At 35.7% G+C, this 25,615-nt stretch carries 20 protein-coding genes; 10 read left to right on the top strand and 10 right to left on the bottom strand.

Annotated features, from left to right (window positions below; all coding sequences use genetic code 11):
* Nucleotides 1-185: 185 nt before the first annotated feature.
* Together C6H17_RS02030 and C6H17_RS02025 are read right to left on the bottom strand one after the other, a co-directional pair.
* Nucleotides 186-1,775 carry a transcriptional regulator gene (locus C6H17_RS02030; protein ID WP_396279279.1) on the bottom strand — a complete coding sequence of 530 codons (1,590 nt, stop codon included), beginning with the start codon at nucleotides 1,773-1,775 and terminating at the stop codon, nucleotides 186-188.
* Nucleotides 1,741-2,673, bottom strand: coding sequence for a UvrD-helicase domain-containing protein (locus C6H17_RS02025; RefSeq protein WP_223808331.1), 933 nt, complete (start codon nucleotides 2,671-2,673; stop codon nucleotides 1,741-1,743). The genes C6H17_RS02030 and C6H17_RS02025 overlap by 35 nt, the downstream gene beginning before the upstream one ends.
* A gap of 93 nt (nucleotides 2,674-2,766) precedes the next feature.
* On the opposite strand from C6H17_RS02025, the gene C6H17_RS02020 reads away from it, so the two are divergent.
* The 5 genes from C6H17_RS02020 (at nucleotide 2,767) to pseH (ending at nucleotide 9,408) form a co-directional block, all read left to right on the top strand.
* Nucleotides 2,767-4,008 (top strand): hypothetical protein, encoded by a 1,242-nt coding sequence (locus C6H17_RS02020; RefSeq protein ID WP_020995536.1) that lies wholly within the window; start codon nucleotides 2,767-2,769, stop codon nucleotides 4,006-4,008.
* 287 nt (nucleotides 4,009-4,295) lie between these two features.
* Entirely contained in the window at nucleotides 4,296-5,672 is a 1,377-nt protein-coding gene (locus C6H17_RS02015) for an arsenic transporter (RefSeq protein ID WP_005219249.1), read from the top strand.
* Between the two features lie 58 nt (nucleotides 5,673-5,730).
* On the top strand, nucleotides 5,731-6,513 hold the full coding sequence (locus C6H17_RS02010) for a hypothetical protein (RefSeq protein WP_005219251.1): 783 nt from the start codon (nucleotides 5,731-5,733) through the stop codon (nucleotides 6,511-6,513).
* 133 nt (nucleotides 6,514-6,646) lie between these two features.
* Nucleotides 6,647-7,792, top strand: coding sequence for a cytidylyltransferase domain-containing protein (locus C6H17_RS02005; protein ID WP_005219253.1), 1,146 nt, complete (start codon nucleotides 6,647-6,649; stop codon nucleotides 7,790-7,792).
* The gene (pseH, locus tag C6H17_RS02000) at nucleotides 7,789-9,408 is read left to right on the top strand and encodes a UDP-4-amino-4,6-dideoxy-N-acetyl-beta-L-altrosamine N-acetyltransferase (RefSeq protein ID WP_020995537.1); all 1,620 of its coding nucleotides are present in this window, start codon (nucleotides 7,789-7,791) and stop codon (nucleotides 9,406-9,408) included. The genes C6H17_RS02005 and pseH overlap by 4 nt, the downstream gene beginning before the upstream one ends.
* Before the next feature lie 427 nt (nucleotides 9,409-9,835).
* On the opposite strand, the gene C6H17_RS01995 is transcribed toward pseH, so the two are convergent.
* From C6H17_RS01995 to hisS, 5 genes are all read right to left on the bottom strand, one after another.
* Nucleotides 9,836-10,567 carry a (Fe-S)-binding protein gene (locus C6H17_RS01995; RefSeq protein WP_005219256.1) on the bottom strand — a complete coding sequence of 244 codons (732 nt, stop codon included), beginning with the start codon at nucleotides 10,565-10,567 and terminating at the stop codon, nucleotides 9,836-9,838.
* 329 nt (nucleotides 10,568-10,896) lie between these two features.
* Nucleotides 10,897-11,274 carry a hypothetical protein gene (locus C6H17_RS01990; protein ID WP_104731319.1) on the bottom strand — a complete coding sequence of 126 codons (378 nt, stop codon included), beginning with the start codon at nucleotides 11,272-11,274 and terminating at the stop codon, nucleotides 10,897-10,899.
* A 20-nt stretch (nucleotides 11,275-11,294) separates the two neighbouring features.
* Complete coding sequence (locus tag C6H17_RS01985; protein WP_104731318.1) at nucleotides 11,295-12,440, bottom strand: class I SAM-dependent methyltransferase; 1,146 nt, start codon at nucleotides 12,438-12,440, stop codon at nucleotides 11,295-11,297.
* A 176-nt stretch (nucleotides 12,441-12,616) separates the two neighbouring features.
* A complete protein-coding gene (locus C6H17_RS01980) occupies nucleotides 12,617-13,552 on the bottom strand; it encodes a D-2-hydroxyacid dehydrogenase (RefSeq protein WP_005219261.1) in 936 nt (311 codons plus the stop codon).
* A 342-nt stretch (nucleotides 13,553-13,894) separates the two neighbouring features.
* Nucleotides 13,895-15,211: a histidine--tRNA ligase gene (gene hisS / locus C6H17_RS01975; RefSeq protein ID WP_040462836.1), complete on the bottom strand. Its 1,317-nt coding sequence runs from the start codon at nucleotides 15,209-15,211 to the stop codon at nucleotides 13,895-13,897.
* Between the two features lie 346 nt (nucleotides 15,212-15,557).
* On the opposite strand from hisS, the gene recA reads away from it, so the two are divergent.
* The 5 genes from recA to C6H17_RS01950 all read left to right on the top strand — a co-directional run bounded on the left by recA (nucleotide 15,558) and on the right by C6H17_RS01950 (nucleotide 22,900).
* Nucleotides 15,558-16,598, top strand: a complete 1,041-nt coding sequence (gene recA, locus C6H17_RS01970) for a recombinase RecA (protein WP_005219265.1) — start codon at nucleotides 15,558-15,560, stop codon at nucleotides 16,596-16,598.
* Nucleotides 16,599-16,838: 240 nt separating this feature from the next.
* Nucleotides 16,839-17,318, top strand: coding sequence for a hypothetical protein (locus tag C6H17_RS01965; RefSeq protein WP_005219267.1), 480 nt, complete (start codon nucleotides 16,839-16,841; stop codon nucleotides 17,316-17,318).
* Nucleotides 17,319-17,508: 190 nt separating this feature from the next.
* Nucleotides 17,509-19,119, top strand: coding sequence for a glutamine hydrolyzing CTP synthase (gene pyrG / locus C6H17_RS01960; RefSeq protein WP_005219269.1), 1,611 nt, complete (start codon nucleotides 17,509-17,511; stop codon nucleotides 19,117-19,119).
* Nucleotides 19,120-19,127: 8 nt separating this feature from the next.
* Nucleotides 19,128-20,879 carry a single-stranded-DNA-specific exonuclease RecJ gene (locus C6H17_RS01955; protein WP_005219270.1) on the top strand — a complete coding sequence of 584 codons (1,752 nt, stop codon included), beginning with the start codon at nucleotides 19,128-19,130 and terminating at the stop codon, nucleotides 20,877-20,879.
* Between the two features lie 5 nt (nucleotides 20,880-20,884).
* Nucleotides 20,885-22,900, top strand: a complete 2,016-nt coding sequence (locus C6H17_RS01950) for a pseudouridine synthase (protein WP_005219272.1) — start codon at nucleotides 20,885-20,887, stop codon at nucleotides 22,898-22,900.
* A 42-nt stretch (nucleotides 22,901-22,942) separates the two neighbouring features.
* On the opposite strand, the gene C6H17_RS01945 is transcribed toward C6H17_RS01950, so the two are convergent.
* The 3 genes from C6H17_RS01945 to C6H17_RS01935 are packed head-to-tail and all read right to left on the bottom strand — an operon-like array spanning nucleotide 22,943 to nucleotide 25,590.
* The gene (locus C6H17_RS01945; protein ID WP_005219275.1) at nucleotides 22,943-23,551 is read right to left on the bottom strand and encodes a threonine/serine exporter family protein; all 609 of its coding nucleotides are present in this window, start codon (nucleotides 23,549-23,551) and stop codon (nucleotides 22,943-22,945) included.
* Entirely contained in the window at nucleotides 23,544-24,329 is a 786-nt protein-coding gene (locus C6H17_RS01940; protein ID WP_004083922.1) for a threonine/serine ThrE exporter family protein, read from the bottom strand. The genes C6H17_RS01945 and C6H17_RS01940 overlap by 8 nt, the downstream gene beginning before the upstream one ends.
* A gap of 16 nt (nucleotides 24,330-24,345) precedes the next feature.
* Nucleotides 24,346-25,590, bottom strand: coding sequence for a hypothetical protein (locus tag C6H17_RS01935; protein ID WP_020995538.1), 1,245 nt, complete (start codon nucleotides 25,588-25,590; stop codon nucleotides 24,346-24,348).
* Nucleotides 25,591-25,615: the final 25 nt, after the last annotated feature.

The raw sequence follows: 25,615 nt of genomic DNA, 5'->3' as shown, positions 1-25,615 counted from the left end.
TAAGTCATAATTACTCATTTATTTTCTTCTATTTCGATTTAATCTAAAAGTGCTATGCCAAAAAGTTATATAGAGTTAAAGAGGTGTTTATATATAGCGTTGGATAGTTTAAAATGCAAAGGCTATATAAGTAGCTACAACCACTAAAAGTATCTCTCACCCAAGCAAGATTCCACAACACACCCCTACACAAAATGTTGCAAATACATAAGCTGTCCTATGCTAATGCTATAATCGCTACATGGAAGTTTTGGGAAAAAGGCTTTTATATTATGCGTATGCAAAAGCTTTTTTACTCGTATGCAAAGGGCGTAATTTGCAAATACACCGCCACCAAAAAAGGCATAATCTGTGCCAATACGCTTTAAAGATTCTAAAATACAATACGCAAGTGTATCTATGAATCTAGCAGCTATCATGTCGCTATTTTTACTTGTTTGCTGATCTTTAAACATCATTTCTATACACTCACTCATATCGATCATATTTTGTGTGATATGAAAGGGATATGGATTATAGGGCATGTTAGAGAAAGTTTGCATAAGGGTATTATAGTTGATTGTCTGGTTTTTATGCGTGAGTATATCATAGGCGAGTTTGAGTGTATTTGATGCGATGAGTTCGCCACTTTGTGCCTCATAAGATAGCCTTTCTAAGCCCAAGATAAATCCCGCTATATCAAACAATCTCCCAACAGAGCTACACAAAGGACTATTAAAACCTGTGTCATGCAGTGCTTGTAACGCCTTGCGTTCATTCTCATCATAGCTAGATTCTATAAAAGCTTTAAGGGGGGCTATATCATTACAGATGGCATAGCTATAAGCAAGCCTTTTGCAGTCTTTAATGTGCTTTTCACCACCAAGTATTCTAAAGGGCTTAAAATGCAAGATTCTCTCTACCTGTTTAGAATCTCCACATAAAAACTCACCGCCCCAAAGTGTGCCATCATCACCCATTCCACTCCCATCAAAGATAACGCCAACCCCTCCTTTCATGCTAGATTCAAGTAAAAGGGCATTAAAATGTGCGTGATGATGTGCGACTTGAAAGAGCGGGATTTTAGAATCTTTTGCTATCTCTTTTGCGATTTGTGTGCTTATGTATTGATTGTGAATATCTGCGATTAGGGCTTGTGGTGTGCCATAGTTTGTGCTGAAGTAATCATAAGTTTTTCTAAAATTTGCTACATTATAGGGGGTAAATAAATCGCCCATATAAGGACTTACTATAATATGATTGTGAAATCCAAAGGCAATCGAGCTTTTTTGCATTGCACCAAATGCAGCGGATAGTGTGTTTAGGTGGAAAATCTTTGGGTTGAGATTTGTTGTTTTAGAATTGTTTGTGTGAGATTTACTTTGACAAGGGATATTTGCATGGTTTGCATTTGAACTAAAGTTGCCCGAGTTAATCGTATCGCTTGTAATATGCAATGGTGCAAATCCACGAGATATACGCATAGCCCTTATGCTTAGAGAGTGTGAATTTATTTGCGTGTTGTGTGTTAGATTGATAGAATCTAGATTCTGCGTTGCCTTTTTAGCACTTTCATGAGAGCTTGCTTTTTGTGCTTTGTCATTTATGTCTAATAAATTCCTTACACAAGAATCTACACAGCCCTTGACATTATCTAAAGATACTTCCGCAGTAGGCGTTTTGGATTTTTTAGAATCTAGATTCTCATTATTATGCACCCCAATATCCTGTATCCAGCCAGATTTTGTAGAATCTAATTTCTCATTTTTCATTATTTTGCGTCCCAAACTCCACACCCTGCCCATTTTGCAAAGATGTTTCGCTTTTCTCAACATGACAGAGAAGAGATTCTAAAACCTCATCACTCATAAAACTCTTAGCAAACTCAAGTATTTTTTGCTGTGTAAATAGTGGGTGCATAGCGTGTATAAGATCTTGTTTTGTGCTAAACTCAATGGATTTATCATAAAGAGTTGCTAAAAGCTGCTTTAGCGTGAGTGTCGTGCCATAATTTGCAGTCATATCAATATGAATATTTAAATCATTTGTTAAAGAAAGCAGGGTTTCATGTAAATGTGAATCTGTATATATTTTTTCTAAAAAGCATTCAAAAATCTCATCATCTAGCCCACTTTCTTGCATATCAAAATCTCTTCTTATACCGATAAAAAAGGCAAATTTACGCAACATTTGTGTATAAAAAGAATCAATTGTGCTTATCTTTTTATCAGCTTGTAAGAAATGCTTATAAACCTTTGTGGTTTGTGCTTCTATATGCTCTTTTGTAAGATTATAGCCAAGCAAAGATTCTATAATATCATCTCTTTGTTTTAGAATCTTTTTATAATTTTCTTTATAAATCTCTTTTGCTTCTTTAAGTTTAGAATCTTGAGTGATATAAAGCAAAAAAAGATTCTGTGTGATACGCTCTTTCATCTCATTTGCAGCCTTTTTTGTAAATGTGAGTGTGAGAATCTCATTTGCTGGCACACCTTGAAAAAGCAAGGCGATATAACGCACACATAGGGCAAAAGTCTTGCCACTACCAGCAGAAGCATTTAAGAAAATATGATTTGTGTTTGATTGCTGCATGAAAAACCTTTTTATTATGATTTTATCAAAAATGCGAGTAAAATTCAAATTTATAATGACTTTGGATTGATTTTTGCTAGAATCCTTTTTATCGCTTTGCACGAGATTCTAAACCCTTGCTTAACATAGAATCTTTTATCTTTTAACTAAGCTAGATCTTTAATTAAGCTAGATTTTAATTAGGTAGGTATGCTAATGAAAAAAAGTAGTCTTATAAGCTGTGCTTTATTCCCATTTATCCTTAATGCTGCAGCACCCAAACCTTACGAGCCAAGCACGCAAAGCTTAATCGATGCGTTGTGGAATAAGGCATCACATGAGCTTTCGGCGTCTATATTCTATCAACAAGCATTTGGCGATGAGATTACATTCCTTGATGCGACTTTTCTAGGCTACTATTCTACTGCGAGATATAATGGATTGAAAGCTGCGGCAGGTATGCTACTTGCCGCACCTATTCTTGATTTTAGTCATGGACATGGTGAAACCTATAATGATGTAAAGCAAATATTTCTTTTTAATACCGCCTATGTGGATTATCTGGATAATAAGCTAGGCTTACACGCAATAGCAGGGAGATATAAGGCAAACTCTGAATGGAATACCTACTATTCTCAAGGATTTCAAGTAGGATATAGTGCGCTTCCTTACACGACACTAGAGTTTTTAGCATCTTATGGTAGTGCTATGGTAACAAATGAGTATGTAACGCCATTTCGCACAGATTTAAGCAGCTTTGGGACATATTTATTAAGTGCCGATTTTGAGTTGCCAAAGCATATACATTTACAACCTTATCTCTATTTTACTGGATTTTTTACTACCTTTGGTGTGAAAGCGGCAATGTCTTATTACATTACGCATGATATTAAAATGGAGACAAAGCTACATGTAGCAGGTTACAACAAATACTATCCGCATACCTTCCCTGCAAATGTTAATCATAAATTTGAGTTAGCCGCACATGCTGGTAGCACAAATCAAGATATGGCGGGGATTGCATGGCTAGAACAAAAAGTAAAATACCTTGATTTAGTAGAAGCAAAGGTAGGGCTTATAGGCGTTACACCAAGTGGAGCAGAACTCATAGATTATTATGGGCAACTCACACCATTTAAATACACCGTTGGTATGTTTTGGGCGGGGGCTATTACGACTTATGGGAGTGTGGGTTTTCATTGGGATAATCTCTTTGAGATAAAAGCTAGTGTGCGTGGTAGCTTTTTGCCTACTGGAAGTGTAACAAGCTTTGAGATAAAAGGTGAGAGTGAGTTTCCCATATGGCGACAAAGAGATCGCTATGGACAGCTTAGAACCTACATGAAAGGCAAAGTAGGACTAAATCTCACAGGCGTATATAACAACACCCCAGCGATTAACTTCTATGGCGGAAATCAATATACAATCATACGCGGATATTTTAGAATCTCCATTTAGTGTGGGTTTTAAATCTACACTTTTAGGGTGAGTGTAAATAGGGTTAGATTCTAATCCTTGTCATGTTGAGCGTAGCAAAAACATCTAATATGGAATCTAAAGGAGATTTTTCATATTATGGTTCGCGCGATCCATAAAGATTTTTGCAAGTTTAGGTTTATGGCTTATGCTCACATTTTGCAGATACGGCAAGATTCTAGTTTCTAAAAATTACGCCCCAAACCCTCTGTCCTATCCAAATTTGACAGAGTTCTAGTTTCCTAAATTTCATTCATAAGGCTAATTTCGTGAGTTTTCTCATTTTTACACTGACTTTGCTTTGCATTTATATCCGTCCTTTTAAGTTGCCCTTGTGGGTGTATAGCTCTCTTGGGGCGTTGCTTTGCTTGGGATTTGGGGTTGTAGGTTTTGGAGATGTGGCATTTGTGTGGAATATGGTATGGGATAGCACACTCACACTTGTTGGTCTCATCATCTTTTGCATTGTGCTTGAAAAGCTCTTATTCTTTGACTTTTTAGCCTATAAGATTCTAAGATTTTTAAGTGAAAAGGGGGAGTGCGGGGGCATTTCTAGTCTTAAATTTTATGTGTTTATTGTGCTTTTTGGGGGATTTTTGGGAGCATTTTTTGCCAATGATGGTGCAATTTTAATCCTAACACCACTCATCATCGCCCTTTTTGGCAAACTAGATTCTAAAGATATGGAATCTAAGCTAGATTCTAAAAATTCAACGCAGATTCTAACACCGCTTGTGATTTTCCTGCTTATTGTGAGTTTTGTAAGTGATTTTGCTTCAAACACCTTTGTGATTTCAAATCTCACAAATATCATTGCCTTGCATTTTTTTAACCTTAATGCCCTAGATTTTAGCAAGGTTATGGCACTGCCACAAATTTTTATCATCATTGCTAGTCTTTGCTTTTTTATCCTTGTGCGTAAGAGATTGCCTAGAATCTTAAGGGTTAAGATTCCAAATGCGGAATCTAGCGGTGTAGAATCTAGCACAATGCCACAACAAAGCGTGATTATTATCTGTTTTGCCCTGCTTTTCTTGCTTTTATGCGGGATTTTTATAGCAAATGCTTTTGCTCTCCCGCTTTCTTCTTTCACGCTTTTATGTGCGGCTCTTAGCCTTATTCTTGCGTATAAAAAGATTGAGATTCTGCCCTGTCTTAAGGCTTCGCCCTTTGGGATTGTGGTATTTTCTTTAGGGCTTTTTATCGTGGTGTTTGGACTGCATTCTACAAGCTCTTTTATGCGTGATATTTTTGCGTTTTTCCTTGATGATTCCCTAAGCGATAGTTTTTCTACACACACTCTCACACAAATCTTTAGCGTTGGTGCGATTAGCTCACTTGGCTCAAGCCTTATTAATAATCTGCCTATGGTAATGCTTGGGAATCTTGCTTTAGGCGACTTTGTGGGGTTAGATTCTAGCTCTAGGGAGTTGCTAATTTACGCTCATCTGCTCGGCTGCAATGTCGGGGCAAAGATTACTCCCATTGGCTCACTTGCTACACTGCTTTGGCTTTTTAGTCTTAAGCGATATGGCATTTATATTAGCTTTTGGCGGTATATGTTAGTGGCAATGCTTATTGTGCCTTTTATGCTGTGTGTGGGGCTTTTGGGGCTTGTGGTGTATGCAAGTTTAATATCATTTTAAGTTTAAATTAATCTTAAAATACTACAATTCTAGCTTTATTTTAAGAAAAAGGGCAACTATGAAAGGTAAAGTTTTAGCACCGAGTTTAATTAGCGGTGAAGATGGCAATCGCTACACTTTTGAAGCAAGTGATGTGTCAAATCTAGAGGGTAGGAGTGTGGAAAATCTCACGGGCTGTGAGGTGGATTTTGAAGCGAGTGAAAAGGTGGCAAAAAATATTTTCATCACAGGTGGCAGTATTAATATGGCAAATATTCAAGGGCAGCTTATGGCAAATGACACACAAAGTATTCGCTTTAAGTTTTTACTTGCTATTGGGCTTTATTTTGGTGGGAACTTTATTTTTTTGATTCCATTTATAGGCTGGGTGATTGGAGGTGTTTTGATAATTGCTGGGTTTGTGCTGTTTGTGTTGGCTGTGCTTGGGACAAAACGCACAAGTGAAAGTCCAACTTTGTTTAAAAATTTTATTCTCTCTATCGCGATTGTGGTGGTGGCACTTATTTTGGCTATGATTTTTGGTGGAACTGCGTTACTTGGGGGTATGGCTGGGTATAGCTCGGCTGGTGGATTTGGGCTTGTTGTAGCGGTGATATTGCTTATTGTTGGTAGTATTGCGGCACTTGTATATAATCTCTTATTTTTTAGAGAATTAGCTTTTGTTACCGAGCAGAAATTCTTGCTTTGGGCTTTCTATGCAAATATTATTGGAAGCATAACAGCAGTTATTTTTATCGGTTGGTTGGTTATTGTTGCGGCTGTTGTGTTGTGGATTATTGGATTCTATCAAATGAAAAATATCCGCAAACGCACTGCAACTGATTCTATGCCTTGGTTTTAATGCAGTGATATGACTTTACATATTGCAAGATTCTGTAATATGTATAACGATTGAGACTTATTTGTGAATCTTTTGCGTATAGGGTGAATGGGATTTGCTTATCACATGTTAATGACATTTAAGGAATATACGTGTGAAACAAATTGATTGTGTGATTATCCCAGCTCGTGGTGGTAGCAAAAGGATTCCTAGAAAAAATATGCAGCCCTTTTGTGGCATACCTATGCTTGAGATAAGTATAGAGTTAGCAAAAAAGCTTAGTGATAATGTGATTGTAAGCAGTGATGACTACTCTATGCTGGAGTTTGCTAAAAACTTAGGGGCATATCCATTGCTTAGAGATAAAGCCTTAGCAGATGATATGACACCGACTTTACCTGTGATTATCCATGCTTTATTGCCTTTTATCAAGGTTGATTCTTTTGATAAGGGATTATTAGATTCTAAGTTGCTTTTCTCTAGTTTATTTGATTCTAATACACTTAGACATAAATCACAAAATAATAAGAGTTTAGATTCTAGTGATGATTCTAGTGATTGTCATATTAAGTGTAGAGAAATATCTAGCATATCAAATAGAGATATTTCACCTTTTTCAAAGGCTCAACATGATAGGATTTTAGATTCTAAAAATTCTATTCTAAACCCATCAGCCCACATAGAATTTGATAAGAAACTAAAATCTAACAATCACGCACAAAACACAGAAAATGCAAATACAAGCGATTCTAAAAATGCCAAAGATACACTACACATAAGCGACAAATCACAAAATAAAACATTTTTTGAAAACCACAAAAGCATCTTAAAAAACAACAACGCAACATTACAAAGCAATAAAAACATAACACAAAACAAACCCACATTACAAATATTTCCACACTCAAAAGTCCTATGCCTTTATGCCACTGCGATGTTTGCCACAGAAGAGATTATTTTAGAATCTTGCTTTATGCTTGATAAGAATCCAAGCACAGCCTATATAGTCTCCATGCTTGAAGCCTCAAAGACATTTCGTTCCTTTTGCCTTGATGAGTCTGGGCATTTAAACTTCTTATTTCCAGAGTTTATAGGCACTCGTTCGCAGGATTTGCCACAGGCTTTTATCGATGCGGGGCAGTTTTATTTAGGCAGGGCAGAAAGTTTCCTAAAAGAGATTCCTTTACTTGGAGATAAAAGCATGGGGATCACTATGCAGCACGCACATGATATTGATACCATGCTTGATTTAGCGATTGCAGAGAGCCTTTTTAGCCATATCAATAAGGGCGGGGTATGAAAATACGCATATTAACAGAGAGTGAAAAAGGCTTAGGTTTAGGGCATGTTGCAAGGTGCTATAATCTTGCCAGAGTGTTTGTTAGTATGGGGTATAATGTCGATTTTTTTGTGCGAGGGAATGCGACTTTTAAGGATTTTATCGCAACACAAGGCAGGATTGAAGGCAAAGAAGCAGCATGCTATCCACTTGCATTGCAATGGGAAGAGATAGAGAATAAGGCATTACTTCATAGCGATATTTGTATCATCGATAGCTATCAAATATGTGATTTTACCCCTTTTTTAGAATCTAGCAATGTGCTTGTAATCTTTGATGATGATGGCAGACATTTTGAGTTTTTAAAACGCATTGTGAGAGAGAGAAATAACACAAAGGCAAAGCTTTTTTTACTTAATCTCAATGGATTCTATAACACACAGACAATAGATAGTGAGATAAAAGGGTATATATTTTCAGGCTTAAAGTATGCGTTATTGCACCCATTTTTGTATAGCCTAGATATTACAAATAGCAAGAGAGAGAGTGAATTTTTTGTATGTTTAGGTGGTGAAGATTCTAAGGATATAAGTAGTGAGATTTTTACGCAGTTACTAAGCTTTGCAAAAAGCATTGTAGTGGTTGTTGGACCCAATTATAAGGGCAGTTTGCTTAAAAGCAAATATCTATGCGACAACATAGATTCTATGAATCCTTATAGAATCTATTCTAACATCACACAGGCAGAAGTTGCCACACTTTTAGCACAAGCAAAGCATTGCATCGTATCAGGCGGTGGAATCTTATTTGAATCTTTGAAACTCTGCCCAAAAGTCTTTGCAATAAATCTAGCGACAAATCAAGACATACAAATAAGCACATTAGAAAAGCAGAATCTAATCCGCACAATCACACTGCCCCTGCAATCCACGATATTTGAAAGTCTAGATTCTATTAGCACCTTAAAGCCAGAGATTGGCACACATACAAAAGACTTTGTTACAGAGTTAATCTTTAATGCACTTAATCACACGCTAAAAGCTAAACAAGAGATAAAAGCAAAAAACTTTCAGCTTGATGGATGCAGTGCATTTGATTTTTGCAACTTAAGCCATAAAGATTCTATGAATATACTCACATATAGGAATCACCCTTTTGTGCGAGAGAGAATGTATGGCAGTAGCGTAATTAGCGAACAATCCCATATTAACTTTTTGCAATCCTTGCCTTATGATGAACATGCGAAATATTTCCTTGTAAAAGATACAGAATCTCTGCAAACAATAGATGGAAACACTACGCATGATATAGGTGTCATTAGCTTTTCACGCATTAATCTCAAGCACAAAAACGCCTATCTTGGAATCTATAAAAATCCATTTTTAGCAAAACATAAAACAAAGCGATATGGGCATATACTCATGCAGATGATACAGCATATTGCTTTTTGCCATTATAATCTTTACATGCTTTACCTTGAAGTCGTTGCCACAAATACACATGCACTAAACTTCTATGAAAAAGAAGGTTTTTCCTATCTTGGCACTTTAGCAAATGGCTTTAGAGTCTATGAAAACAACACTGAAACTTTCCACAATGTCTTGCTATATGGCATGAAAAATCCACATTTAGAGTGATTGAGATTTGTGTCTTAGAAAGCTCATATAGGTTTAATTTCTTAGATAACTTGCATATTAAGTGGATTATAAGGTATGGAATATAACAATTTTAGAAACCCAACACGCAAAGATTCTAAACTTAAAAATCCAAGCAAAAGCCCTAATCACTAGATTGCATATTCATCATATTTTTTATTTAGCACACTACAACACGATAAACACATGAACCCACAAAAGAGACACATAATCATCAAAAAAACTAACCCTACAAATTTAAACCTATTTAAGAATATAGTTAGATCCCAATAGAATATCTGAATACAGATTATTTGGCAATTTAAAATAAAGATAGGAATAAATACTGCATACTCACATTCATCAATCATCAAAAAAACTAAATTCTAGACATACACTCCCATCTATCTTAAATAACCCCACACCCTTATTATGCTATCCCCACGCGTTTTGCAAGGAAATCATAAAGATGCATAGATTGGATATCTACGCCCATTTTTGCCATAGCCCCACTGATATTCATAAGGCAACCCGCATCAGCAGATACTAGGCAATCAATATTTCTAGCCTGTATATCAGCAATCTTTTCGCTTACCATAGCATGGCTGATTTCTGGTTCTTTCACACTAAAAGTCCCACCAAATCCACAACACTCTTCTTCTCTCTCAAGCTCTACAAGCTCCACATTACTAAGGCTTCTTAAGAGATTTTTAGCACTTGCTATACATTTTGCAACACGCAAGGCATGGCAGTTTGAATGCCATGTGATTTTTATCGGCGCACCGACATCAAAGTATCTTACCTGCAACACTTTATCTAAATATTCGCTTAACTCATAGATTCTAGAACTAAATTGTTTGACTTCTTCTTCATATTTTGTGCCACAAAAAAGCTCTTTATAATCCTCTCTCATCATACCCGCACATGAACCACTAGGGATTATAATGGGATAATCACCCTTAAAAAGCTCTAAATTATGTAATACTACCTCTTTTGTCTCATCATAATAACCACTATTATAGCTTGGCTGTCCGCAACATGTCTGGTCTTTTTTAAAAATCACTTCCACACCCTCTTTTTGCAAGAGCTGTATCGCATGCAAACAAGTATCAGCATAAGCAGCCGCACCCAAACAAGTCGCAAAAAAATACACTTTTTTCATACACATTCCTTTCACACTATCTTTACATGGCTAGATTCTAACCTTAATTTTGTGAGTTTATAGAGAATCATATTGTTTTTACAATATGGATATGAAAAATGTTTATTAAGGTTACATGCTGTGTAACTTGTGGTTTTTAGTTTTGCTATGATTGCAATAAGCTACAAAAATTGATAGCAGATAGCACTAAATCTAAGATTAGATTCCAAGTAAAACACATTTAAACCATATTACAGCATTAAATAATTTTGAAAGCACAAAATCTTTGACTAAAACACACTAAAGCTAGAATCTAGCATCCAATCCCAGCCTATTATTAGCACTATTTTCTAAATAATACCCAAATTCTTATAAAGCGGTATTTTTGGCAATAAATCCTGTAATACAGAATCAAGCTCTTTTATATTCTCTTTATCACTTTCTAAATCTACACCAGCCTTATTGAGTTTTCTACCTTGTGCCTTGAGAATATCCCATGCGAATGCACCTAAACCTTTTTCATCTACACCACTCATTAATCCATATAAAAACACTTGCGATACTTCATTAATCAATACACCGCCACCAATAAGTGGAGCAGCCGCATATCGCACATATTGCTTTTTGCACTGATTGCTGAAAATATGTCGATTGAAATCTATTGAGCGTTTTGCAATGGAATCTGTAATGTCTCTATTTGTTACTGGGTGTATATAGCCGCTTGTCATCATATCTGCGACAAGTTTAGCTAACTCTCGTATATGTAACCCCCCCCCCCCAGCTGTAGCTGTGCCTCACGCATGCTTTTTGGTGTATAAGAATCTTTTGCAAGAAATGCAATCATATCTTTCCTAATTGCATCAAGATCTTCTGCATCACTATCGGGTATGCTTGTAAGTGTAAAGCGGGTATTGAGAAACTTATCGCATATTTGCTGCCCTGATAGCTTTTGTGCCCCTTTTACAAATATATCATTTCGAAATTGTCTATTAAGATAGTAATCTTTTAGCTGCTCTTTTAATGTCGGTTCTGCGATTTGATCTAAAAAGGCTTGATTTTGCTTATTTAAACTAGAATCTTCATAATGCCACAAAGGTAATGCTCCACATGCAAATTGTAATTTACATGATTCCAAATCACGCACCATATCAACAAAGTAGCAACAATTTGCTCCATCATTAAAAAATTCATGTGCTAAATAGTCAAACTTTTCATTTTCTATTATTTGTGAGACTCGTGCTGCACTTGGATTATTCTGCAGATAAAGCGGATTCGTCTCTAAAAAGTCTTTGAAAAATCCAAGCGCATTACGGATTCGTTCGACTTTCGCACCAGATATATAGTCATGATACATTGTAAGTAACTTGCGTGAAGACCATTTGCCATCCCAGCCCGGAAAGCAATTGTAACTTACATATACAATACCGCCAACTTTCAAATGATCGCGGATAATCTGCAAAATCACCTTTTGATTCTCATAACTTACCCACGACCACACACCATGTAACACAATGTAGTCAAACTCTGCTTCTTGCTTTTGCAATCGTTTATACAATAGCTCAAAGCTATCATCATAAAGCTGTATATCCGCGTTGCCGACTTTGGCTAAGTTTCGTGCAAATAGGGTATGCGATGGATTAAAATCCGTCCCAACAAAACTCATATCAGTAGTGGCAGCATGCACGCATAAACTCACACCCCTACCAAAGCCCATTTCAAGATAGCTCTGCTTATCATTAGAATCACTGCTTGTTTGCAAACTAATGCAGTCGTGCTGACCGACATCAAAACCCGCAAAAGTGAGATTTAGATTCATAAAAAGTGGATTTAGATACGAAAAATAAGTATCAAGATACTCAATGTCTGTCAAATAACCATCATTCCAATTTGCCATCAATAGTCCTTTGGTGTATTTTGTGTGCGATATTGTAGCATAAAACTAGCTTTGTGTATTGATATTGTAAGTCCCAATTTTTGGCTTAACTCATGTTGCACTGCTAACACATTGTATTCATAAGTAAGGTTATGATAACAACTCATTGATAATGTTATGGCTAAACCAGACAAATACTACATATTCGCATTCAAAAACTGCTTAATATTTTCTGCCACCATTTGCAGTAATCTATCTTTTGTGTCTTTATACGCCCATGCGATATGCGGCGTGATGATAACTTTATGTGCGATTTTAGAATCAAGCAAGGGGTGATTAGCTATCATTGGCTCTTTTTCTAACACATCTGTGCCAAATAGAAAGTCTTGTATTTGGAGAGATTGTGCGAGATCCTTTTCATTGACAATGCCACCACGACCAAGATTAAGTAGAATTGCTCCCTTTTTTAGCATTTGTAGTTGCTCTTTTGCGATTAGATTCTGTGTTGTGTTATTTAGCGGAGCGTGAATGGATATAATATCACTTGTTTTTAGAATCTCATCTAGGCTTTTGTGCGGTATGTCATTTTGCGTATTATTTCCGCTTGTGGAATGATAGCTAACTTCCGCACCAAAGGCTTTTGCGAGATGGCATACCTGCTTACCAATGCTACCATAGCCAATAATACCCCATTGCTTACCATAAAGATCTTGTAAATCATAAGTGAGATGGCAGAAAATCTCACTCTTGCACCACTGCCCTTGTTGCACATATTGTGAATAATAAGGCAAACGACCAAGCAGACTTAATGCCAACATAAGTGTATGCTGTGCGACTGAATGTGTGGAGTAACCCGCTACATTTTTTACCGCTATATTGTGTGTCTTAGCATACTCTATATCAACATTATTTGTGCCTGTTGCACTCACGCAGATAAGCTTTAACTTTGGTAAAGAAGACAAGATCTTAGAATCTAGCACAACTTTATTTGTGATGATAATATCTGCATCCTTTGTGCGTTCTAAAACCTGTGTAGAATCTGTAGTTTGATATGATTTAAATTCGCCAAATTGTGCGAAAAGTGTCTCATCAAAATCACCAAGTGTCATTTTATCAAGTAAAACAAGCTGCATATTTTTCCTTTCTATGAGATTTTGTATTCTAAAAGTCTTTACAGAACGCTTTTTTGATATAGCTATATCAATCTATAAAAGACTAAAATAGATAAAGTCTTACAATTCTAGCATTATTTTACATAAAACTATAGTGTAAAACTACATAAAAGTTATGTCAAAATTATCTCTTCGTAACACATTTGTAGTGAATTACAAAGGAATTATTTCTAGCATATCTCTTAGATTCTATAACAAATTGTCATGATTGAGCCTTTAGGCGAAATATCTAACATAGAATCTAAAAAGATATTTCGTGCTTACGCACTCAGTATGACAATTGGTTTCTATCATCAATGCGATTTAAGAATTTCTTACAACTTGCAATGCGTGTAAAAAGCTTACTTTCTCAATCTGTATGCCTGAAGTCATATTTTTGACAGAAAGCGTTTTTGTTTGAAACTCTTCGTCACCAATAATTATGCTGAATTCATGCCCTTTTGCGTTTGCATAGCCGAGAGACTTCTTAATCTTTACTGCATCTGGATAGACTTCAGCTTTTACATTGCTATGTCTTAAAGCCTCTGCGATCTTATGAGCGAAGGCAAAATACGCCTCATTCGTTACAATCAGTAGCACTCTCACCATAGTCCCACGCAACTCTAAAAGCTCAAGCTCCATTAATGCCGCAATAAGCCTATCAAGACCAATACTCGCACCAACGCCACTTAATCGCTCTTTACTAAAACTCTGCGTCAAATTATCATAGCGACCGCCACTACAAACACTCCCGATACTTTTTAGTCTATTTAGCGTTGTTTCATACACAATGCCTGTATAATAGCCAAGCCCCCTTGCAATAGAAAAGTTGATACGACAACTCGATATATCAAGCTCCAAATCATCAAGAATGCTAAACATAGATTCTAAATCTTGCAATCCTTTACGCAATATCTCATTATAATCTTTAAGGTAGGCAATCTCTTTAAAGAAATCACTATAATGTGAAGTCTGCTTAATCATAACAAGTCTGCAAATCTCTTGTGCTTTTTCTGCTGTAATATTTAGCTCTTTTTGCAATTCTTTTTGCACTTCATCAAGTCCAATCTTATCAAGTTTGTCTATGATACGCAAACCAGATTCCACATTATCATGTAAGCCAAAATATGCAAAGATTCCATTCAAAATATCTCTATGATTAATCCAAATGGTAAATTCCTGCAAACCAAGTGCATTAAGCGAACTATAAATAACCTGCAAAATCTCTGCATCACAACTTAGCGAATCACTCCCAATAAAGTCAAAATCACATTGTGTAAATTCCCTATATCGCCCCTTTTGTGCGCGTTCCCCACGGAATACATTGCCTATCACATAGCGTTTAAAAGGCATGATTAATTCATGTCTGTGCTGCGTGATAAAACGCGCTAATGGCACGGTTTGATCAAATCGCAAGGCGACATCTCTATCGCCATGGTCTCTAAATCGATACAATTCTTTTTGTATCTCTTCGCTTCCTTGCTTCACCAAAATGTCAGCATACTCTAAATGCGGTGTCTCAATAGGCATAAAACCATAGCTTAAAAACACTTCACTCACTTTTTCCACAATACTTGCTTTTGCATAAGCCTCTTGTGGCAGTCTATCTTTAAATCCACTTAATGTGCGTGGTTGTATCAGTGTATTATCCATTTATTCTCCATTTTGCAAAATTAAAATGATTAGTTTATTTTCACTCAAAATGCTTACAATAGCTTTAACTATAAAAATATATAAACTTACATTGTAGCAATAAAAAGTGTATTTCTCAATAACTGATGATATGGACATAAGAGACTTTATGCTTTTGCGATAACCTGCATTAAAGTAAAATGACTAAATGTTTAAGATTATATGAATAAATAGAAATTGCATCCAAAAACCTGCAGACGCGAATAAACAAGTTTTACAATAAAACATTCATTCGTTTTTAAAATCTACATTATCATGCTAGAATCTTATAAAAATTACTAGATAAAGGGTAAAAATGGCAATTGATCCAAATAAACAAAAAGCACTTGAAAATGCGATGAAGCAAGTGGATAAGGCATTTGGCAAAGGTGTGCTTATACGACTTGGAGACAAGCAGGTAGAAAAGATAGATTCTATATCGACAGGCTCGTTAGGGCTTGATTTAGCACTAGGAATTGGTGGTATCCCAAAGGGCAGAATCATTGAGATTTATGGACCAGAATCAAGCGGTAAAACGACATTATCCTTGCAGGTTATCGCAGAGTGTCAAAGAAATGGCGGTGTATGTGCGTTTATTGATGCTGAACATGCCCTTGATGTGTATTATGCAAAAAATCTTGGCGTTGATACCGAGAATCTTTTAGTCAGTCAGCCAGATAATGGCGAACAGGCGTTAAGCATTTTAGAGACGATTGCGTGTAGTGGCGGGGTCGATTTGATTGTTGTAGATTCTGTTGCAGCTTTGACACCGAAAGCAGAGATTGATGGCGATATGGGCGATCAGCATGTGGGCTTACAAGCAAGGCTTATGAGCCATGCTTTGCGTAAGATTACAGGTGTGTTATCAAGGATGAATACCACCGTGATTTTTATCAATCAGATTCGCATGAAAATCGGCGTTATGGGCTATGGTAGTCCAGAGACTACAACAGGTGGTAATGCGTTGAAATTCTATGCGAGTGTGCGTGTGGATATAAGAAAAGTGGCTACACTCAAGCAAAGCGATAGTATTATCGGCAATCGTGCGAAGGCAAAAGTGGTGAAAAATAAGGTCGCTCCACCATTTAGAGAAGCGGAATTTGACATTATGTTTGGCGAGGGTATCAGCAAAGAGGGCGAGATTATTGACTATGGTGTGAAGCTTGATATTATCGATAAAAGCGGTGCGTGGCTCTCTTATGGTGATAAAAAGATCGGACAGGGCAGAGAAAATGCAAAAGCCTTTTTAAAAGAAAATGTTGATATAGCAAATGAAATTGCTGCGAAAATAAAGGAGCAAATTGGCACAAGTGATGAGATTATGCCCCTGCCAGATGAATTAGAGGGGAGTGAGTAGAGATTATGTGAGTTGGGTGCAAGATTCTAGAATTTGGGGTTTGCTGGATTAGTAAATATTCCAAACCCATTATTATCTTATATGTCTCTAGTAATGGGGGTATTTTTGCAGATATATGGTGCATATAAGGTATAACAAAACCCAGCTTTACATAAATCTCTTCCAAAAGAAAATATTGTTTTTATAAATATCAAAGTTGATATTACATGTTTCCCAATCATCCTACTTGAAAGAAAATAAATGGATTCAATAAGCTTTAAATTTCAACGCATACAAATTGATCCGCAAGATTATGATGATGAACTACTTGCTGAATATACGCATGAGCTTATTTTGCAACCCTACATTAATAATCAATATTTTCATTTTGAAAACAATGAGTATTATTTAAATATTTCTCGTTTAGAGTATTCCTTGCAAGAGAGTTGTAAATGTCCAATTTTTGTGTGTGGTTGCGGCGATGAAGGGTGTGCGGGGATAGTCAATACACCTAAAATTATCGTTTTAGATTCTGTAATTGTGTGGGAAATTTATGAGCCTAAAGAGTTTAGCTTTACTTTTGATAGAATACAAATTTTAACTGCTATTAAAGATTTGAAAGATTCAATGTTGCAGTATTGCAGCCTTGAAGAATGGCAAAAAACTATGTATTTGGGAATAGAAGATGCGGATTATTTCTTACGCAAAAGCCCTATACACATATATAAAGGCATAAAATAATCTTTTATCACACATATTCACAAGCCTACACTAAGCAAAGACTATAATCACAATAAATATTAAATCTCATACAAACACAAAAAACCAAAACGACAACTTAAGAGAAATGATGGGGCATTGCACTTTTTACATACTTTTATTTTATAATTGCATTTGAAAAATAGACTCGAAAAAAATAAAAAGGTGTTATATGGATACAAAATATATCTTTGTTACAGGTGGTGTTTTAAGCTCTCTTGGGAAAGGCATATCATCATCATCTATTGGGACTTTACTGAAACATGCTGGGTTTTCTGTATCCATTTTAAAGATTGATCCCTACATTAATGTAGATCCGGGGACTATGAGTCCGCTTGAGCATGGTGAAGTGTTTGTTACCCTTGATGGAGCAGAGACAGATTTAGATATAGGGCATTATGAAAGATTCTTAAATACAAGCTTTTCAAGGAATAATAATTTTACAACAGGGCAAATCTATCTATCAGTCATTGAGAAAGAGAGAAAGGGCGAGTATCTAGGCAAAACTATACAGATTGTGCCACATATTACAGATGAGATTAAAAGTCGTATAAAGCGTGCTGGTGTTGGCTTTGATGTGCTTATTGTAGAGCTTGGTGGCACGGTGGGCGATATTGAGGGTATGCCTTATTTAGAAGCGATGAGGCAGCTAAAGCATGAAAAAGGCGCACATAATGTATTAAGCATACATGTTACACTTGTGCCCTACATTAAAGCTGCTGATGAGCTAAAGACAAAGCCAACGCAGCATAGCGTGCAGGAATTGCGTAGAATAGGCATTAGCCCGCAAATAATTATCGCAAGGTCCGAAGTCCCATTATCAAAAGACACAAAGCAAAAAATAGCTCTCGCATGTGATGTCGATACTGATAGTGTGATTAGTGCTGAAGATGCACAAAGTATTTATAAGTGCCCTATAAACTTTATGAGTGAGGGGATATTAGCCCCATTATCACGCATTTTACAATTACAGATTACACCAGATATGAGAGAGTGGGATTTACTTGTAAAAAAGATTCTATCCCCTACAAAGCAGATTACAATAGGCTTTGTAGGCAAATATCTCTCCCTTAAAGAATCTTATAAATCACTCTTAGAAGCCCTAACTCATGCGGGGGCAAATCTAGATACAAAAGTTGAAATTGTGTTTTTAGATTCTGAACATATTGAAGAGTCGAAATTAGAGAATCTAGATGGCATATTAGTCCCCGGTGGCTTTGGTGAAAGGGGTATTGAAGGTAAAATATTTGCTATTAAATACGCAAGGGAGAAGAATATACCTTTTCTTGGTATCTGTCTTGGCATGCAGCTTGCCTTAATTGAGTTTGCAAGGAATGTATTAAAACTAGAAGATTCTAACTCCACAGAGTTTGATAAAGAATGCAAGAATCCTATTATCTACATGATTGAAGACTTTTTAGACACAGAGGGTAATAAGCAGGTAAGGACGCACAACTCACCGCTTGGTGGCACAATGCGACTTGGCGAATATGAATGCTATCTAAAACCAAATACAAAGATTTCTTCTGCCTATAATAACTTAAAAGTTGTGCGAGAGAGACATAGACACAGATATGAGGCAAATCCAAAGTATAGATCTTTATTTGAAGAGAATGGCTTAATCATTAGTGGTGAGTGTAATGGGCTTATTGAGACAATAGAGCTTGCAAAGCATAACTTTTTTGTTGGCGTGCAGTTTCACCCTGAATTTACCTCAAGATTACAGAATCCTAATGCCATTATCCTTGCATTCGTGCAACAAGCCCTAAAGTATCACAAATAAGGTGTAATATGCCTAGTGATTCTGCTATAAACACGCAGCATGACTTTAATGCGATCAAAAAAGGCTTACAAACCTTTAGTCATATTAATGAGATAGAATCTATTTTAAAACAAAGATTCAAAGACTTTTGCTTTCACACATTAAAAGATATACCGCACCCAAAAGAACTTCATAATAATATGGAAGCAAGTCTTTTTGTATGTCAAAGTATATTGCGTAATGAAAAGATTGTAATCGTTGGGGATTATGATACTGATGGGATTTGTGCGACTTCTATTATGCTTGATTTTTTTGACCAGCTTTCATACAATAATGTAGCTTTTGCTATGCCTAATCGCTTTATACATGGCTATGGCTTTAGTGTGAAACTATTTCATGAGATTCTAAAAGAGCATAGTGATGTAAAAGTGATTATAACCGTTGATAATGGTGTGAGTAGCTTCCAAGCAGCAGAGCTATGCAGAGAGCATAATATAGGCTTAATAATCACAGATCATCATACACTTGAAGTAGATAGCAATAGAGATCAAAAGATTCCTTGTTGTAACTTTATGATTAATCCGCAACAAGCAATATGTAACTTCCCTTATAGTGAGATTTGCGGGAGTTTAGTGGCGTGGTATTTTTGCTGTGCGATAAAGATTAGTATGCTAAATCTTTGTAGTGATTCTAACACTAAGAATAATCAAACAAAAAAGCTTTTAAATTGCTATGAAAAGAATCTAAAAATTATAAGAATGGAATCTTTTCTACTGCTTGTAGGTATCGCAACAATCGCTGATGTCATGCCGCTAAATGCGATAAATCACACGATTTGTAAATATGCCTTAAAGCACATTCCAAATAGTAAGAGATATGCCTTTCAAGCCCTTATGGAGAATCTAAAAAGTAGCATTGACTCTCAAGTGTTAGGCTTTAGAATCATTCCGCTTTTAAACGCAGCAGGTAGGATTAGCGATGGTAAAATCGCCCTATCTTTCCTGCGCTCAACTTCATTATCAAATGCTAGATTCTATCTCAAGCAGTTAAAAGACCTAAACACACAAAGAAAACTTTTACAAGATGAGGTAACTAATAAAGCCTTTCAATCCATTAGCCAAATACCTCAAAATGAGAATATGCTATGTGCGGTGGGTGAAGACTGGCATGAAGGTGTGCTAGGGATTGTAGCGGGTAAAATGGCTGATGAGTTTCAAAAGCCCTGCTTTGTTTTAACAAATACAAATGGCGTGTGTAAGGGCAGTGGCAGAAGTGCTGGTGATGTAGATCTCATCTCTAGTATGCAAAAAATAGGGCATTTAATGCAGCGGTATGGCGGACATGTGGGAGCTGTGGGGCTGGAACTAAAAGACTATAATCTAGAATCTTTTATAAAGTCTTTCAAGCCAATTTCTCATAATATAGAGAAAAAAGAGAATGTTTTGGGTATATTAAACTCACATTTAATTAATTATGAGCTTTTTTCATGTATAACAAGTTTTGAGCCTTTTGGAAATGGGAATCCACTGCCAAAATTTCTCTGTGAAATGGAGATACTTGAGTGTAAGAAAACAGGGCAAGGCTTTCGTGAATTTCACTTTAAACGGACAGAAAATAGCAGTATTAAAGGCATGTTTTTTAATCAAAAATATGCGGATTATAACTTTACTATCGGTTCTATATTATGTTTTCGTGCAACAATAGCCCTTGATTCTCAAAGCTTTTATACCACGCAAAATAGGCAAATCATGCTTATAATTGATAGAGTCTATACGGAATAGAATCTGTGGGCTTTAAGACAATCTCACTTCAAGTAGCAGAACGCATAAAAGCTACACATTTCTTACTTCAAAATGGATATAGCAAAAAGGACACACAAAAGCTACTTGATAAAAACCGCATAAAACAAGATTCTAGAATCATTCATAAAAAAGACTTTTTAGAAAAAGGATATGTAGAGATTCTAAGCTTTATGCCAGATGATATTAATCTTATACCATTCTTTGCTTGTGTGCCACCAAATCATGCGATTTTACAGCAAGATATAGCAAACCTAGAGATAAAAATCTCACAAAATCCCCCTTATTTTTGTGTGTTTAATAAGCCTTCAAAACTTCTCACTCACCCTAAAAACCTAGCAGATTCTAAAAGCATACTTGACTCTTTGCGGTATTATTTTGGCAAACATGCTAATCCCTGCCATAGACTTGATTATGAAACAAGCGGGCTTTTAGTGTGTTCTATCGATAAGCAAAGTGAAGTCATGCTAAAAAATCTCTTTTTACAAAAAGGCGTAGAAAAAAGCTATATGGCTATTTTGCATGGCGAAGTTAAAGAATCTTTACTTATAGAATCAGGGATTATTTTTCCAAAAGATTTTGGGAATCTTTGCATTAAAGGTAGTGTAAAAAATTTAAAAGTAAAAACGATTAAAGAAGATGAAATAAAAGTTATTACAAAAGATTCCATACAACAAGACCAAAGCAGGGCTACTACCATACTCACACCACTTCATGTATTTCATAGCTTTAATGAAGTTTCAAGCTATCTTTATAAGTCTAGCAATCCGTTTTTTTCACATAAAGCACTTTTTTCACTTGCACCGCAGGAAAATTTAGCTGATATTTCTAGGGGTTTTATACAAGATTTTATGCTTTTTACAGAGTGTGATTATGATAAAAAAATTAAGCAAGATTCTATGGCTAGAAAAAGTGATGATTTTACCTTGCAATATAGCGATTTTTTTAATGAAAAGAAGTTGTTGCAATGTTATGAATCTTTTCTTAATGTGTGGGGTGCGGGGTTTAGGGCACAAAATAATATTTTAGATTCTCATACTTGTCATACTGAGTCTTTAGGCGAAGTATCTAAAAAGCTAGATTCCACAACCGCTTTTCATACTGACTTTAAGCAAAGCAAAAAAGAAATATCTAAAAACTTAGAATCTAAACAAAACGAAAAATTTACACTTGTAAAACTTTTTCCCTTAAGTGGCAAAACACATCAGCTCCGCATTCACACTTCAAGTTTGCAGCATAAAATCTTAGGTGATACCCTTTATGGCTTATGCCCTGTTGTCGCAAGTTTATTCCTTGATTTACAAAGCAAGAAGTTGAGGGCAAATATAGAATCTTATCTCTTTGAAACTCTCACAAAAAAGCATTCTAGCAGTATTCAAAAATATGTTTATGCTATCCATTATTTAAGGCGAGATAAAAATATAGCACAAACAATGCTTTATAATGCAATGCTAAATTTTAGTGTAGTTTGTAAGACTATAGAAGCTAAAACAGCTTGTCATGTTGAGCAAAGCGAAACATCTAATATGGAATCTAAACAAAGATTAAATTCTAAAATAGATTTAAATACAGATTCTAAAAACATTCAAGTTGCAGAATCTAAATATTTCGTTCTACCATTTTGTAAGTTTCTATCTCTATCACTTAGTAAGTTTCTAATCTCTTGCTTTTTTTCTCAAAAATATAATAAAACAAATCGGGCGAGTTTTCTCTCATGTTTCCTGCATGATGATATAGAATTTATATCGCAATGCTTGCACCCTAAACCCTACTATCGCTCAAATGAGATAGATTCTAAACTCTCTCAACCACATAGCAAAACACAAGATTTTAATAAAGATTTTGAATCTTTCTTCTTTACATTTCTGCTTTTTTATTATGCCCTGCCCTCACATCAAGAAAAGATTCTAAAAGATATAAGGCTTCATTATTGCAGCACAGATAGGCTATTACTACATGCTTCTAGTCTTAGCTTTTTGGAAGAGTGCTTTATATGTGAATAAGCAATAAAAACACAGATACAATATGAGTATAACAAGAGATTACTATGGCTTTTGCTTTCTAGTCTTACGCAATTCGCGTAATACCTGATAGATTGGAGTCTTTTTAGTCCCCCTTGTCATTGTAAAGTTTTGCTCATGGAAAATAATAAATATCACTAATACACCAGCAACAAGGGAAAGTGAGACAGATAGCATTGTCGTAATATTATTAAAAAATGCGAGTAAATAAGTAAGCTGTTCTGGCTTATCGGCATGTTGCGTAAAAGTGAGAAGTGATAAAATACTTCTATATCCATAGCTACCCGGAAACATAGGCAAAAGTGCGGGAAATACAATAACTTCTACGGGGACTTTTGTATATTTTGCAAGCAACACAACGACAAACCCCATGCAAACTGCCGCACAAAAAGTAGCACCAGCAAGGCTAAAAATAGGGCTTTGCAAAAGAATGGAGCGGATAAAATAGCCAAATCCAGCAACAATAATGATTCCAAAAAATACCTTTTTGGGCGGATGAAGTGCATAGGCAAAGCCAAATCCAGCAACCATAGCAAATAGCATTTTATAAAATATATGTGGCAGAGTGTTTGTATTAAAAAAATCAGTATATAAAAATTCTTGTAATTGTGGATATAACTCTAAATTAAACATCAAACACACTCACATGGGCGATACTCAAGGTTAAATACGCACCAACTGCAATACAAGTCAGTAAAATAATCATATTCACACCGCGACTTAATGCCATTAAAGTGTATTCATGCAAGACATCTGCTAGGGCATTAATGATTTGTATGCCGGGTATTAGATATACAATGCTTAAACCAATGGCAATTCCGGGCGTTTTTGTAATCCCAAAATGCACGCCAATATAGGCGACAAACGAAGAGATAAAAGATACTAATACATAGATTCCGCGTATATCAACCTGTAAATTTGTTAGTATATGCTTGCTTGCAAATCCAGCAAATGTCCCCATAAATACGCATATCAATGCACCAATATCACCTTCAAATAACTTGCAAAATGCCGCATTCGCAAGGCTTGCAAAAAAGAGTGTAGCAAAAAAGCCATTATGCTTATTTTGCATAATATGCTCAAATCTTATACGCGCTTCTTTGAGTGTGATTTTACTATCATGTATCTGCCAGCTTAATGCGCTAAGTTCTGATATGATTCTAAAATTTGTATTCATAGGAGGGTTTGAGCTGACTTGTGTGCGGCGATATTCATAATTATCTTTTTGTGCGATACTAAGATTAATGTATTTAAGCCAAATAATCATAGATACATCATATCCATAACTCTCACCAATACGCTCTGTGCAACGAGACACACGCGAGGTATAAGCACCACTTGATAATAATGCAGCAGCATATTTTGCTAAAAATATGCTTAACTCTTCTATATCTTCGCTGTTTTTATTCATAGTCTATTTACTCACTTTATTTTAACTTTACAGGGATAAAATGGGAATCTTTAACGCCATAGAATCTATTATGATATATCACTTGATTGCCTTGCAAACTTTCCGAGAAAAAACGCTGATTTGCTTTACTGCCTTGTGTTAAGAATATGTCAAGAGACAAAGCGGTTGCATAATTTACCCAGTCATATTGTAAGTCAGCAGATAGAATCTCATTAAATAGCAATAAACGCGTATGTATAGGGCTTATTGCACTCACGACAAAAAGCTTTTTAGCATCTTCCTTTGGCATTAAAGTAAGAAGTGATGGGTTATAATTAATCTGTGTGGAAAGAAAGACAGAGGGCATAGCCTTTGCGTTACCCATTTGAGGGATAATTAAGCCGCTTTTTATCACAGAGGTATTTAGCATAACCATAGAGTTTCTAATACCTTGACGATATTTTGCGATGATAGGGGCAAAATTAGTAGATTTTTTGGAATCTATTATTTCTTGTCTTACATTGCCAGCACGCGATTGCACGATTGCCCCAATCATTTTTCCAATCATGCCATCATCATTAAAGCTTATAATCGCATTCTTTTTTTGCTCAGCAAGTGTTACCATCATATTTACCTGACTTTCATAGTCAATACCACCAAAATATACATTTTTATTCGGTGCAAACTTCATAGCTTGTTTTTCATTAATGGTAGGGATAAAAAGCGGGGTTGTGATATTTACATTTTGCAGTAGATTCTCTAAGCCTTTTGGTGTGAGAATGCCAACTATAAGATCAAACTCTTCTTCATGTATTTTATTATAACCCGCGACAAGGTTTTTTATCTCTTCATTTTGTGTATCAAAGACTTTAAAGGAAAAGTTATCGCCATGTGCGATGAGATAAGCAAGGATTGCATCAGCACTTGTTACAGAATATCTACCGACATTTTTTTGCGGAATCATTAAGGCAACCTTAAGCCCATTACTAGAATCAAATAAAGGAATAAAAGCATTAATGCCAAGCTCTTCTACAACAGCCTTGTATCTCTCATTTAAAGATTTATCTTTTGTGGAGCGATAATGTGAAGCAAAACTAAAGAATTGCTCACTTTCATAGAGTTTATTTAAACATGATTTAGAACATTTTTTTATCTCAATATCTACAATTTCTTGTTCAGGGACTGGCAAGGGGGACATGATATGCTCTTTTGCTACTGCTAAATGCGTTACAAATATAACAAGGCATAATGCTATTTTTTGTATGATTTTGCTATGTAACATTCCTATCCTTAAATACAAATAATGA

The organism is Helicobacter rappini, from assembly GCF_900198625.1.
In the GTDB taxonomy this organism is placed as follows: Bacteria; Campylobacterota; Campylobacteria; order Campylobacterales; family Helicobacteraceae; genus Helicobacter_A; species Helicobacter_A rappini.
The sequence above is the reverse complement of the archived record's forward strand: the minus strand, read 5'-3'. Positions and strand labels throughout refer to the sequence as shown.